We start from the raw sequence: 13,502 nt of genomic DNA on the forward strand, positions 1-13,502 counted from the left end.
AGTGGTCGTTTGTCGCCATGCCAGGGCACGCACAAGTATCCGGTCGAACCGGACACGCGTTAACAGCGTATCTCCCGGGTTTCAGGGGGTCAAACTCAGCGACGCTGCGAGGAGGCGCACCGGGGGCGCCACGAAACCCCATGGAAATCAAACTCCACAGATGAAAAGCGCTGCGTCCGCAGCTCCTCAGGCACCCGTTCGAGGAAGGGCCACCGGGCGAGACACAGGAGCACCCACGCCGCCCGCAGCCAGGAAGTTGCCATGGCCCTTGTCGTTGACCTGTCCCCTGATCGTTCCGTTGACGCGAAGGCTGCCCATGGCATGCATGGAGGGGAAGACGATCGGCGGAATGCTCACCGTCCCACCCTCAATCTTCGGCAGGACGATGGGACGTCCACTGACGTCGGGAAGGGTGATGGTGCCGCCCTTGACGTCGGGAAGGGTGATGGTGCCGCCCTTGACGTCGGGAAGGGTGATGGTGCCGCCCTTGACGGTCGGCAGGATGATGGGGCCAGCACTGACGTTCGGCAGGTAAACGGTGCCGCCACGAATCTCCGGAGGCACGATGCCCCGATGGTGAGGCGGCAGGCTGACGCCGACACTCACATGCACCGATGCACGATGAGTCGGGCGGGCATCCGCAGTGGCCCGGGATGTCGGAACGGGAACGGGAGCAACCTGGTGCGCACTTGCCCCCGGAGCCGTCCCTACGAAAACGGCCAGTCCCAAGCATGCTGCAACCATCCCTGTCAGAACTGTTCGCTTCATCCCGCTATCCCCTCGTAACACAGCAAGCACCTTAGCAGGCGTGCCACCGCAGTCTACGCCTCCAATCACGCCTCGCTAGTCCGTCGTAGTACCACCGAACGGCGCACCGATCCGGCCTGCGCTCCAGACGGCTGATCAGTAAACTTGGCAGCAGCCTGGCCCCTCGACGCCCCCGCCGACTGACCACCATGCTGACCACCGGCAACCCAGGTGTCAGTCACAGGTCCATAAACGACGGCCTTGCCAGCGGAGATCGCAGCTTGCCGATCCCCCGCATGAACATGCAGAGATCCTCCCCGGCCCCGTCACCTCGACAAAGTCGAGATCAATAGCACCGATGTCAAGGACAACGGCACCCTGACCGACGTTCAGGCCTCATACAAAAGCCTCTCCTCCCCACGTGGGGAGGAGAGGCTTTCGCAGCCGGGTCCTAGCCTCAGCTCAAATCACCCAGATCCAGATCGTCGAGCGGAACAGCCGCGCCCGACCCCGAACCGAAGTCGTAGTCGAACGGGTCGTAGTTCATCGTGAACGCAGCAGCCTTGGCTTCCGCGGTCGGCTCCACCCTCATGTTGCGGTAGACCTCCAGGCCCGTTCCGGCCGGGATGAGCTTACCGAGGATGACGTTCTCCTTGAGGCCGACCAAGGTGTCCGTCTTGCCGTTGATGGCGGCATCGGTGAGCACCTTCGTCGTCTCCTGGAAGGAGGCAGCCGACAGCCAGGACTCGGTGGCCAGCGAGGCCTTCGTGATGCCCATGAGCACCGGACGACCCTCAGCCGGGCGACCACCCTCGGCGACAGCCTTGCGGTTGGCGTTTTCGTAGGAGTTACGGTCCACCAGCTCTCCAGGCATCATCTGGGTGTCACCGGACTCGATGACGGTGATGCGGCGAAGCATCTGGCGAATGACAATCTCGATGTGCTTCTCGTGGATGCCAGCGCCCTGGGTGTTGTAGACCTTCTGAACCTCCTTGACGAGGTACTCCTGCACCCGGCGAACACCGGAGATACGCAGCACGTCCTGCGGGTCGGCGGTGCCACCCATGAGCTGCTCACCTGCGGCAACCCGCACTCCGTCACGAATGACACGGTGAGTGCCGTCGAGGTCGAACTCGAGACGGGCACGGCGCGGCAGCACGTACTCCACGTCCTCCTCGCCGTCGTCACGTACCAGGACGAGCTTGCGACGGTTGTCGGACTCGTCGATGCGGATGACACCAGCGGCCTCGGCCAGCGGCGACTTGCCCTTCGGGCTACGGGCCTCGAAGAGCTCGACGACACGGGGAAGACCCTGGGTGATGTCGTCACCAGCGACACCACCGGTGTGGAAGGTACGCATCGTCAGCTGGGTGCCAGGCTCACCAATCGACTGAGCAGCGATGATGCCGACGGCCTCACCGACGTCAACCAGGTGACCGGTCGACAGTGAACGTCCGTAGCAACGAGCGCAGCAGCCCTGGGCTGCAGTGCAGGTGAGCACCGAGCGCACCTTGATCTGCGAGATACCAGCAGCGATGAGCTTGGAGATCTCCTCGTCACCGAGATCGGAGTTGGCCGCCACCACGACATTGCCATTGGCGTCGAGGGCGTCGGCAGCCAGGCATCGGGCGTACACCGCGGTGTCCAGCCCCTCGGCGCGCACCAAGTTGCCGTTGCCGGCGTCGACAGCAATGGTCTTGGGCATGCCACGGGTGGTGCCACAGTCCTCCTCGCGGACGATGACGTCCTGGGACACGTCGACCAGACGACGAGTCAGGTAACCGGAGTCAGCGGTACGCAGAGCGGTGTCAGCCTGTCCCTTACGACCACCGTGAGTGGAGATGAAGTACTCCAGAACCGTCAGGCCCTCGCGGAAGTTGGACTTGATCGGACGAGGAATGATGTCACCCTTCGGGTCAGCCACCAGACCGCGCATAGCGGCGATCTGACGCATCTGGGTCATACTGCCTCGAGCGCCCGAGTCGACCATCATGTGAACCGGGTTGGTCTGGGTGAAGTTGGCCTCCATGGCGGAGGTCAGCTCAGCAGTGGCCTCGGTCCAGATCTGGATGAGATCCTGACGACGCTCCTCCTCGGTCACGGCACCACGGTCGTACTCTCGGTCGACCTTGGCGGCGCGAGCCTCGTACCCCGCCAGAATCTCCGGCTTGGTCGGCGGGGTCTGGACGTCGCCGATGGAGACGGTCACGCCGGACAGCGAACCCCACTTGTAGCCGATGTTCTTGAGGTTGTCGAGGACGTGGGCCACCTCGAGCTGGGTCATCCGCTCGCTGAGGTCGTTGACAATCTTGCCAATCTGCTTCTTGCCGACGAGGTAGTCGACATACGGGTAGTCGTCCGGCAGCACCTCGTTGAACAGGGCCTGTCCCAGGGTGGTGTCGAGGATGACGGAGCCGTCAGCGCGAACCGTCTCGCCGTGCGGCGGCACGACGCCCTTGAGACGCAGCTTGATCTTGGCACCGATCTCGAGCTCGCCGAGATCATGGGCCATGATTGCCTCGGCCAGCGAGGAGAAAGCACGTCCCTCACCCTTGAGGCCGTCAAGGGCCATCGTCAGGTAGTAGGCGCCGATGATCATCTCGTGCGAGGGCAGGGCGACCGGGCGACCGTCAGCCGGTTTGAGGATGTTGTTCGTCGACAGCATCAGGACGCGAGCCTCGGCCTGGGCCTCAGGGCTCAGCGGCAGGTGCACAGCCATCTGGTCACCGTCGAAGTCAGCGTTGAAGGCCGAGCAGACAAGCGGGTGAAGCTGGATGGCCTTGCCCTCGATGAGCTGGGGCTCGAAGGCCTGGATACCCAGACGGTGCAGGGTAGGTGCACGGTTCAGCAGAACCGGGTGCTCCTTGATGACCTCCTCGAGGACGTCCCACACCACGGGACGCTGGCGCTCGACCATGCGCTTGGCGGACTTGACGTTCTGGGCGTGCTCGAGGTCGGCCAGACGCTTCATGACGAAGGGCTTGAACAGTTCTAGGGCCATGGCCTTCGGCAGACCGCACTGGTGCATCTTGAGCTGCGGGCCCACGACGATGACCGAACGGCCGGAGTAATCGACTCGCTTACCGAGCAGGTTCTGACGGAAACGACCTTGCTTGCCCTTGAGCATGTCGGACAGCGACTTGAGCGGACGGTTGCCCGGGCCACTCACCGGACGCCCACGGCGACCGTTGTCGAACAGCGAGTCGACGGACTCCTGGAGCATGCGCTTCTCGTTGTTGACGATGATCTCCGGGGCGCCGAGGTCAACCAGCCTCTTGAGGCGGTTGTTTCGGTTGATGACGCGACGGTAGAGGTCGTTCAGGTCCGAGGTGGCGAAGCGGCCACCGTCGAGCTGCACCATCGGGCGCAGATCCGGCGGGATGACCGGGACGCAGTCCAGGACCATGCCCTCCGGCGAGTTGCCGGACTCGAGGAAGGCCTGCACGACCTTGAGGCGCTTGAGGGCGCGGGTCTTCTTCTGGCCGCGGCCGGTCTTGATGATCTCGCGCAGCTTCTCGGACTCGGCGGCGAGGTCGAAGTCGTGGAGACGACGCTTGATCGCCTCGGCGCCCATCGAACCCTCGAAGTACTTGCCGAAGCGCGACTTCATCTCGCGGTAGAGGATCTCGTCACCCTCAAGGTCCTGAACCTTGAGGTTCTTGAAGCGATCCCACACGGCGTCGAGACGATCGATCTGGCGTTGGGCCCGAGTCTCGATGTGCTTGAGCTCCTTCTCGGCGCCGTCCTTGACCTTGCGACGGGTGTCAGCCTTGGCACCGTCGGCCTCGAGCTGAGCCATGTCCTCCTCGAGCTTGACCCGGCGGGCCTCCAGCTCGGAGTCACGACGCTGCTCCATGCGGGAGCGCTCGGTCTGCACCTTGGCCTCCAACGACGGCAGGTCGCGGTGGCGAGCCTCCTCATCGACGGCGGTGATCATGTAGGCCGCGAAGTAGATGACCTTCTCGAGGTCCTTCGGGGCAATGTCGAGCAGGTAACCCAGACGGGAGGGAACTCCCTTGAAGTACCAGATGTGGGTCACCGGGGCGACCAGCTCGATGTGTCCCATGCGCTCACGACGCACGTTGGAACGGGTCACCTCGACGCCACAGCGCTCACAGATGATGCCCTTGAAGCGGACGCGCTTGTACTTGCCGCAGTAGCACTCCCAGTCACGGGTCGGGCCGAAGATCTTCTCGCAGAAGAGGCCGTCACGCTCGGGCTTGAGGGTGCGGTAGTTGATGGTCTCGGGCTTCTTGACCTCGCCGTGGCTCCACGCACGGATCTGGTCGGCCGTGGCCAGGCCGATCTGCAACCGGTCGTAGTAGTTGGTGTCCAGCACGATTGTTCTCTTTCCCCCACCTGGGTGGGTGGTAGCCCCTCCTCGTCAGGAGGGGTTCCAGTCGGGGTGTCTGTGTGGGGCGGGTTGTCCGGGCCCGTCCCCACCCCCGTCAAACGGACTGTGTTCAGGGCGCCGGGGCGACGTCGTCGCCCCGGCAGAATGGGCAGGTCAGTCGGCCATGGCGTTGTCGGCACCGGGGCGACGCCCGATGTCGATACCCAGACCGGACCGGGTGTCCTCGTCGGAGGTGCGCAGATCGATCTCCTGGCCCTCCGAGTTGAGCACCTCCACGTTCAGGCAGAGCGACTTCATCTCCTTGACGAGTACCTTGAAGGACTCGGGGATGCCCGGCTCCGGGATGCTCTCGCCCTTGACGATCGCCTCGTAGACCTTGACACGGCCGGGAACGTCATCGGACTTGATGGTGAGCAGCTCCTGCAGCGCCCAGGCGGCGCCGTAGGCCTCCATGGCCCACACCTCCATCTCGCCGAATCGCTGACCACCAAACTGGGCCTTACCACCAAGGGGCTGCTGGGTGATCATCGAGTACGGACCGGTGGAACGGGCGTGGATCTTGTCGTCGACCAAGTGGTGCAGCTTCAGCATGTACATGTAGCCGACACCCACCTTGGACGGGAAGGGGTCGCCGGTACGACCGTCGAAGAGGGTGGCCTTGCCGTCGGCGTCGACGAGCATGTCGCCGTCGCGGGTCGGGTGACCGTACTGCAACAGACCGGTGATCTCCTCCTCCGTGGCACCGTCGAAGACCGGGGTGGCCAGACGGGACTCCTCGGGGACGTCGATGAGACCGACCTCGCGCAGACGCTCGGCCCAGTCGCCCTCGGCTTGGGTGATGTCCCAGCCGGAGTGGGCGATCCAACCGAGGTGCATCTCGAGCACCTGACCGACGTTCATACGGGAAGGCACACCCAGTGGGTTGAGGATGATGTCAACCGGGGTGCCGTCCGGCAGGAACGGCATGTCCTCGACGGGCAGGATCTTCGAGATGACACCCTTGTTACCGTGACGTCCGGCGAGCTTGTCACCGATCGAGATCTTGCGCTTCTGAGCGACGTAGACGCGAACCATCTGGTTGACTCCGGGGGCCAGCTCGTCACCGTTCTCGGCGTCAAACACGCGCACGCCGATGACGGTGCCCTCCTCACCGTGGGGAACCTTGAGGGAGGTGTCGCGGACCTCGCGGGCCTTCTCACCGAAGATGGCGCGCAGCAGACGCTCCTCAGGAGTCAGCTCGGTCTCGCCCTTCGGGGTGACCTTGCCGACGAGGATGTCGCCGGTACCGACCTCGGCTCCGATGCGCACGATGCCGTTCTCGTCCAGGTTGGCCAGCATGTCCTCGGAGACGTTCGGGATGTCCCGCGTGATCTCCTCAGCGCCCAACTTGGTGTCACGGGCGTCGACCTCGTGCTCCTCGATGTGGATCGAGGTGAGGACGTCGTCGGAGACGATGCGCTGGGACAGGATGATGGCGTCCTCGTAGTTGAGGCCCTGCCACGGCATGAAGGCGGCCAGCATGTTGCGGCCGAGAGCGAGCTCGCCCTTGTCCGTCGACGGGCCGTCAGCAAGCGGGGTACCGACCTCGACACGCTGCCCCACCGTGACCAGCGGACGCTGGTTGATACAGGTACCGGCGTTGGAGCGACGGAACTTCTCCAGCTTGTAGGTCTGGTAGGTGCCGTCGTCGCAGGCGATGTCGATGAGGTCAGCGCTCACCGACAGGACCGAACCTGCCTTCTCGGCGAGGGTGACGTCACCGACGTCAACCGCACAGCGGTACTCCATACCGGTTCCGACGAACGGAGCCTCGGTACGCACCAGCGGCACGGCCTGACGCTGCATGTTGGCGCCCATGAGGGCTCGGGAGGCATCGTCGTGCTCGAGGAACGGGATGAGGGCGGACGCCACCGACACCATCTGGCGCGGGGAGACGTCCATGTAGTCGACCTCGGAGTTCGGGACCTCGTCGGCCTCGCCGTGACGTTGGCGCACCAGGACGCGATCATTGACGAAACGGCCGTCGTCATCGACCTTGGCGTTGGCCTGGGCGATGACGTGACGATCCTCCTCGTCCGCGGTCAGGTAGACGACCTGGTCGGTGACCTGCCCGTCGATGACCTTACGGTACGGGGTCTCGATGAAGCCGAAGGCGTTGACGCGGGCGAAGGAGGCCAGCGAACCAATCAGACCGATGTTCGGACCCTCAGGGGTCTCAATCGGGCACATACGACCGTAGTGCGACGGGTGGACGTCTCGAACCTCCATGCCGGCGCGGTCACGGGACAGACCGCCGGGTCCCAGGGCCGACAGACGACGCTTGTGGGTCATCTCGGCCAGCGGGTTGTTCTGGTCCATGAACTGCGACAGCTGGGATGTTCCGAAGAATTCCTTGATCGCGGCTGTCACCGGACGGATGTTGATCAGGGTCTGCGGGGTGATGGCCTCGATGTCCTGGGTGGTCATGCGGTCACGCACGACACGCTCCATCCGACCAAGACCGGTACGCAGCTGATTCTGGATGAGCTCGCCGACGGTGCGCAGACGGCGGTTGCCGAAATGGTCGATGTCGTCGGCCTCGACGACGATGTCGTCGCGTCCCTCGCGCGGGAGCATTTCGGTGCCCTCGTGCAGGGCGCACACGTAGTGGATCGCCGCGACGATGTCGTCGATCGTCAGCACCTGTTGGTCGAACGGCAGGGACAGACCGAGCTTCTTGTTGATCTTGTAACGACCAACCTTGGCCAGATCGTAGCGCTTCGGGTTGAAGTAGTAATTCTCGAGCAGCTGCTGGGCGGCGTCACGGGACGGCGGCTCGCCAGGACGCAGCTTCTTGTAGATGTCCAGCAGCGCCTGATCCTGAGTTTCGACGCCGTGATCCTTCTCGAGGGTCTGACGGATCGACTCGTAGTCGCCGAACTCCTCGAGGATGCGGTCAGCGGTCCAGCCGAGGGCCTTGAGGAAAACGGTGACGTTCTGCTTGCGCTTACGGTCCAGACGAACTCCGACGGTGTCGCGCTTGTCAATCTCGAACTCGAGCCAAGCGCCACGCGACGGAATCACCTTGCACGTGAAGATATCCTTGTCGGAGGTCTTGTCGGCGGTCTTCTCGAAGTAGACACCCGGGGAACGCACCAGCTGGGAGACGACGACACGCTCGGTGCCGTTGATGATGAAGGTGCCCTTCGAGGTCATGAGCGGGAAGTCACCGATGAAGACCGTCTGGGACTTGATCTCCTCGGTCTCGTTATTCATGAACTCCGCGGTCACGAACAGCGGGGCCGCGTAGGTGGTGTCGCGATCCTTGCACTCGTCGACGCTGTGCTTGGGATCCTCGAAACGATGATCCCGGAAAGACAAGGACATCGTCTGGGAGTAGTCCTCGATCGGGGAGATCTCCTCAAAGATCTCCTCGAGGCCGGACTTGGTGTTGATATCGGTGCGTCCCTCTGCAAGGGCGGCGTCCACATGGGACTGCCATATCTCGTTGCCAACAAGCCAGTTGAACGACTCAACCTGCAAGTCGAGAAGGTTGGGAACCTCCAACGGCTCGTGAATCTTGGCGAATGAGATTCGTCCCGACTGGGGCGAAATGGCGTTGGTGTTCTTCGACGCAGTGCGCGTGGCGGCCAATGTGCGGTCCTTCCGAGAACTCCTACAACCGACCCGTCGGCCGGCCTGGGGGCATGACAAACCGCCCATGTCAAGCATGGGCGATCGCTGGCTATGGTGCAAGGAATGAGTCTACGACATTATCACAAATAATGCAACCACAATCAGGGCGACCCAGCCATCGGAGGAAGACGAGGGGCTCACCCGACGAGTTCTCGCCACAGCCCGAGGAGCAACGGATCGACCGGCGTTCCGACGAACGGGTGATACCACCCTTCGATCACATGACCAGCCAAACAGTTATTCCCGACCTGGCGGGGTGTGTCGTCGCCCGGAGCCCACCACAGGGTCGTTGTGATCGGTGCGTCCCCTCTTTCGCGGCGTACCACGGTGGCACTGTGGTACTCCTGGGCCCGGTCAGCCGGGCGATGTGCCGGCAGCAATGGGCCATGGTCGATGATGACGAGGTGGTCACCCTCCGCACTGAGATGATGCAAGGAGCGATGAGGACGAGCCGTACTTCCCCACCCAGCAAGGATTTCGGCGTCAGTGACGATGAGAGTCGCACCGGGGTCCAGTTGTGCCCGGCCCTCAGCGGTGGACCTGACGGTGAGCAGTGCACAGGTTGGTAGCGCCGGGGCACGGAGGCGACGCAACTGGCCGTTGACGATCTCAGCCACCGGATCACCGGCCACTTCCCCACACAAGATCTTGGCCCCAGCCACGTCCTCGGTGACGAGGGTGGGATGGCCGACGTGGGTCCGACCCAAGGTCACACCATTCCAACCCTCCGGTAGGCCAATCCCCTCGGGAACGCAGTCGACGGCCTCCAGATCAGCGGTGCCCTGCCACCAGTCATCACAGATGCCAGCACATTCGCGCATGACGACGCTGCCGCCTCGACGACCGACGACCAGCAGGTATTCTGCCGGGGCTCCTTGCGGAACCGGGATCGGTAGATGGGCACCGGCCCACTCGGGATCCTCGGGGAGGGTGACCGAACCCTGGTTCTCGGGCAGGTCCTCGGAGAACTCCTGGCACCACTGACTCGGCACGGCACGGATGAGGGCTGCCAGTATCTCCGCGAGCTCCCCCTCGGGTTCGACGATCAGCCACGGCAGGGCCGGGCACCCGGACGGTAGGACCCGCACACCGGATTTGTCCCACACGACGAGGATCGGCCCTTCCCCACCCAGCAGGACTCCCCCACAGCCCAGATTTCCGTCGCTGGACCGCCAGTCGTCCAGCGGGCCAAGGACGACAAGATCTCGGCCACCAGCAGTGACCACCCCAATGGGATCAGCCCCACAGACACCAGACCCGCGCAGCCAGTCAACCTCAGGGCCACCAGCCCAAGGCCATTGCTCAATCCTTGTCCCGGTCATGACGTCACCCCGCAATCGCGATCATTTTCCCGCGTAGTGGAACACCGCTCGCGGTAACAGACACCACGAGGTCAGACTTACCACGTGGATCACCCTTTTTGACTTTCCACGCGCTGCCACCGTGGCCAGCGGTGTCCTTGTCAATCCAGTACTGCTTCTTGGGCTCTTGGTAAGCTGTCCGCCCCTTAACCTTGACCGAGAACTTACCAACGTCCACTCGATTAACTTTGCCAGGGACCACCAATCGCATGGGCAAAACAACCGATCCGCCCCCAGCGCATGCCGGAAACACCTGCCCCTGCGTCGATATGGTCCCGGTCCTGGCCACTTCGACCGGTGCTCCAGCCGGATTGCACGGCATCGCCCCAGACGGCACCATCCTCATGGGCTCGCTGCCGATAACCGGAGGCTCGCTGGCTTGAGCCATCGGCATCACTGCTGCGCTCATCGCCAGGACAGCTCTGTAGCAAGCCCTCCAATAATGGTCTTTCGCATTGTCCCGCCATCGCTTATAGACATCACCGAAGCTCCCTGAGCCGGAGCATCGGTCAGCTTGTTGGGAATACATCCCATCTCGGTCAGGGAGAAGACTAAAATACGATTGCGCCGCCCCACAAGGGGGCGGCGCAAAGTTTTTCAGTCGCCACTTCGGGCGGCCCTCACCGGGTCACTTGAGGGTGACGGTGGCACCGGCGGCCTCGAGAGCCTCCTTGGCCTTCTCGGCGTCTTCCTTCTTGGCCTTCTCGAGGACGGGCTTCGGAGCGCCCTCGACGAGGTCCTTGGCGTCCTTCAGACCCAGGCTGGTGAGGCCACGGACCTCCTTGATGACCTGGATCTTCTTGTCGCCGGCCGACTCGAGGATGACGTCGAACTCGTCCTTCTCGTCCTCAGTGGCAGCGGCCTCGCCACCGGCAGCCGGAGCACCGGCAGCAGCGGCGACAGCCACGGGGGCGGCAGCGGAGACGTCGAAGGTCTCCTCGAACTGCTTCACGAACTCGGAGAGCTCGATGAGGGTCATCTCCTTGAAAGCGTCAAGGAGCTCTTCGTTGCTGAGCTTCGCCATGATGGGCGTCCTTTCACTCGTTGGTGTTGTCCTGGGCGGCGGACGCCTCAGGGGTCTCGGTTGTCTTGGGCTCCTGGTCGGAAGCCTCTCCAGCTCCACCGATCACGGACGGATCAGCAGCAGCCTTCTCCTGCAGGGCGCCGAGGCCGCGGGCGGCCTTGGACGGCAGGGCGTTGAAGACCACAGCGGCCTTCGTGAGGTTGGCTTTGAGGCCACCGGCGAGCTTGGCGAGGAGGACCTCACGGGACTCGAGATCGGCAAGCTTCTTGACCTGGTCGGCGTCGAGGACGTTGCCGTCCATCACGCCGCCCTTGATGACCAGGAGCGGGTTGTCCTTTGCGAAGTTCTTCAAACCCTTAGCCACGGAGGCCACGTCACCGTTGATGAAGGCGAGGGCGGTGGGGCCGACGAGCTGCTCGTCAAGTCCCTCGATACCCGCCTCCTTGGCGGCAATGCGGGTCAGGGTGTTCTTCGCAACGGCATAGGTGGCGTCACTCCCCAGTGAACGGCGCAGATCCTTGAGCGCCGACACGGAGAGACCGCGGTACTCGGTCAGCACGGTGGCGTCGGCCGAGGAGAACTTCTCCTTCAGCTCAGCGACCGCGGCGACCTTGTCAGGCCTAGCCATTGGGTCTCCTTCCCACTTCTCGTACGTCATGCTGGCAGCTGGGCTGTCAGCACCGGAGCCGCAGGGAGGACAAAAGAAAACCCCGGTGCACAGGCGCACGACGGGGTAGCAGAGCATCTCGGCGTTCACCTGCGCGGGCCATCCGTCACTCCGGGTGCTTGGCGGGAAACCCGGCCAGCGGTCTACGGCAACTTGTACAGCGTAACTGACGGAGAGCGGTAGACCAAATTGAGCGGAAGGCCCCCGTTGCCCGCACCAGCGACACGGGCCAACCACTCTCGGCATCACCCATGCCGTGCGGGGGAAGGCCTCGTCCAGGTCACGGACGCCGACGTACCAGTCAGCCCCGAAGACGGAGTTGGTGCAGATGTTGTCCGCATCTGGTCCTTTGAGTGATCCCCTGACATCACAGAACGGCCCCCGCAGCACCATGGCTGCAGGGGCCGTCGTCAGTCAGTTCGTCACTCAGCGACGCGAGCGGAGGCAGGATCGATCTGCACGCCCGGACCCATCGTCGAGGAGACGGTCACCTTGCGCAGGTAACGACCCTTGGCGGAGTTCGGCTTGAGACGCAGGATCTCGTCGAGAGCAGCGTAGTAGTTCTCAGCCAGCTTCTCCGACCCGAAGGACACCTTCCCGATGAGGAAGTGGAGGTTGGCGTAACGATCGGTACGGAACTCGATCTTGCCACCCTTGATGTCAGAGACGGCCTTGGCAACGTCCATGGTGACGGTGCCGGTCTTGGGGTTCGGCATCAGGCCGCGGGGACCGAGGACGCGGCCCAGACGACCGACCTTGCCCATCATGTCCGGGGTGGCGACCACGGAGTCGAAGTCCAGGTATCCGCCCTGGACCTTCGCGATGAGGTCGTCGTCACCGACCTCGTCGGCGCCCGCAGCACGGGCGGCCTCGGCCTTCTCACCGGTGGCGAAGACGAGGACCCGTGCCGTCTTGCCAGTGCCGTTGGGAAGGTTGACGGTACCGCGAACCATCTGGTCGGCCTTCTTGGGGTCGACGCCGAGACGGATGGCCACGTCGACGGTCTCGTCGAACTTTGCCGACGCACCGGATGTGACTATGGCCAGACCCTCCTCCGGGGAGTAGAGCTGGTCGAAGTTCACCTTCTCAGCGGCTGCGCGATATGCCTTACTGCGCTTCATGTCTGGTTCCTTTCACCAGGTGTGGTGAGGGCAGCGCGTGCCCCTCCACAAGAACTGTCTGTGGGTTGTGAGCTTCAGGCCTCGACCTCGACGCCCATGGAGCGGGCGGTGCCGGCCACGATCTTCATGGCGGCCTCGACGTCGTTGGCATTGAGGTCAGGCATCTTGGTCTCGGCGATCTCGCGGGCCTGATCCTTGGTGATCTTGCCGACCTTGTGGGTGAGCGGGTTCTCGGTGCCCTTCTTGATTCCGGCAGCCTTCTTGATGAGCTCAGCAGCCGGCGGGGTCTTGAGGACGAAGCTGAAGGTGCGGTCCTCGTAGATGGTGATCTCAACCGGGACGACGTTTCCGCGCTGTCCCTCGGTCTGAGCGTTGTAGGCCTTGCAGAACTCCATGATGTTGACACCATGGGGACCAAGAGCGGTACCGACTGGCGGGGCCGGGGTGGCCTGTCCAGCCTGGAGAGCGACCTTGACGAGAGCCGCTACTTTCTTCTTAGCAGGCATTGATGGGTCCTTCTTTCGGTCGTGACGGCATCGGTTGATACCGCCAG

10 protein-coding genes are annotated in these 13,502 nt (G+C 63.5%); 1 reads left to right on the forward strand and 9 read right to left on the reverse strand.

Annotated elements, in window-relative coordinates; all coding sequences use genetic code 11:
- Window positions 1-186: 186 nt before the first annotated feature.
- The 5 genes from ACP8ML_RS09980 to ACP8ML_RS10000 form a co-directional block, all read right to left on the reverse strand.
- The gene (locus ACP8ML_RS09980; protein WP_486702925.1) at window positions 187-768 is read right to left on the reverse strand and encodes a hypothetical protein; all 582 of its coding nucleotides are present in this window, start codon (window positions 766-768) and stop codon (window positions 187-189) included.
- A gap of 436 nt (window positions 769-1,204) precedes the next feature.
- The gene (locus ACP8ML_RS09985) at window positions 1,205-5,086 is read right to left on the reverse strand and encodes a DNA-directed RNA polymerase subunit beta' (RefSeq protein ID WP_117189704.1); all 3,882 of its coding nucleotides are present in this window, start codon (window positions 5,084-5,086) and stop codon (window positions 1,205-1,207) included.
- A 168-nt stretch (window positions 5,087-5,254) separates the two neighbouring features.
- Window positions 5,255-8,734, reverse strand: coding sequence for a DNA-directed RNA polymerase subunit beta (rpoB, locus tag ACP8ML_RS09990; RefSeq protein WP_004809074.1), 3,480 nt, complete (start codon window positions 8,732-8,734; stop codon window positions 5,255-5,257).
- Window positions 8,735-8,913: 179 nt separating this feature from the next.
- A complete protein-coding gene (locus ACP8ML_RS09995; RefSeq protein ID WP_138774622.1) occupies window positions 8,914-10,098 on the reverse strand; it encodes a hypothetical protein in 1,185 nt (394 codons plus the stop codon).
- A 4-nt stretch (window positions 10,099-10,102) separates the two neighbouring features.
- A complete protein-coding gene (locus ACP8ML_RS10000; RefSeq protein ID WP_138774621.1) occupies window positions 10,103-10,315 on the reverse strand; it encodes a hypothetical protein in 213 nt (70 codons plus the stop codon).
- A 31-nt stretch (window positions 10,316-10,346) separates the two neighbouring features.
- Here ACP8ML_RS10000 and ACP8ML_RS10005 point away from each other — a divergent pair, with 31 nt between their 5' ends.
- The gene (locus tag ACP8ML_RS10005) at window positions 10,347-10,520 is read left to right on the forward strand and encodes a hypothetical protein (RefSeq protein WP_171048663.1); all 174 of its coding nucleotides are present in this window, start codon (window positions 10,347-10,349) and stop codon (window positions 10,518-10,520) included.
- A 245-nt stretch (window positions 10,521-10,765) separates the two neighbouring features.
- Here ACP8ML_RS10005 and rplL read toward each other — a convergent pair whose 3' ends face one another.
- The 4 genes from rplL to rplK all read right to left on the reverse strand — a co-directional run bounded on the left by rplL (window position 10,766) and on the right by rplK (window position 13,455).
- Entirely contained in the window at window positions 10,766-11,161 is a 396-nt protein-coding gene (gene rplL, locus ACP8ML_RS10010) for a 50S ribosomal protein L7/L12 (RefSeq protein ID WP_016666124.1), read from the reverse strand.
- Between the two features lie 13 nt (window positions 11,162-11,174).
- Complete coding sequence (gene rplJ / locus ACP8ML_RS10015) at window positions 11,175-11,789, reverse strand: 50S ribosomal protein L10 (protein ID WP_015582149.1); 615 nt, start codon at window positions 11,787-11,789, stop codon at window positions 11,175-11,177.
- 461 nt (window positions 11,790-12,250) lie between these two features.
- Window positions 12,251-12,949, reverse strand: coding sequence for a 50S ribosomal protein L1 (rplA, locus tag ACP8ML_RS10020; protein WP_117189702.1), 699 nt, complete (start codon window positions 12,947-12,949; stop codon window positions 12,251-12,253).
- Between the two features lie 74 nt (window positions 12,950-13,023).
- Window positions 13,024-13,455, reverse strand: a complete 432-nt coding sequence (gene rplK, locus ACP8ML_RS10025) for a 50S ribosomal protein L11 (RefSeq protein WP_016666126.1) — start codon at window positions 13,453-13,455, stop codon at window positions 13,024-13,026.
- Window positions 13,456-13,502 lie beyond the last annotated feature (47 nt).

The organism is Cutibacterium sp. LaCa_255, from assembly GCF_057458005.1.

Bases quoted from the DNA above. Each gene is read 5' to 3' on its own strand.
- ACP8ML_RS10005 (WP_171048663.1), top strand. From the start codon at position 10,347: ATGGGCAAAACAACCGATCCGCCCCCAGCGCATGCCGGAAACACCTGC.
- rplA (WP_117189702.1), bottom strand. From the start codon at position 12,949: ATGAAGCGCAGTAAGGCATATCGCGCAGCCGCTGAGAAGGTGAACTTC.
- ACP8ML_RS09995 (WP_138774622.1), bottom strand. From the start codon at position 10,098: ATGACCGGGACAAGGATTGAGCAATGGCCTTGGGCTGGTGGCCCTGAG.
- ACP8ML_RS09980 (WP_486702925.1), bottom strand. From the start codon at position 768: ATGAAGCGAACAGTTCTGACAGGGATGGTTGCAGCATGCTTGGGACTG.
- rplJ (WP_015582149.1), bottom strand. From the start codon at position 11,789: ATGGCTAGGCCTGACAAGGTCGCCGCGGTCGCTGAGCTGAAGGAGAAG.
- rplL (WP_016666124.1), bottom strand. From the start codon at position 11,161: ATGGCGAAGCTCAGCAACGAAGAGCTCCTTGACGCTTTCAAGGAGATG.
- rplK (WP_016666126.1), bottom strand. From the start codon at position 13,455: ATGCCTGCTAAGAAGAAAGTAGCGGCTCTCGTCAAGGTCGCTCTCCAG.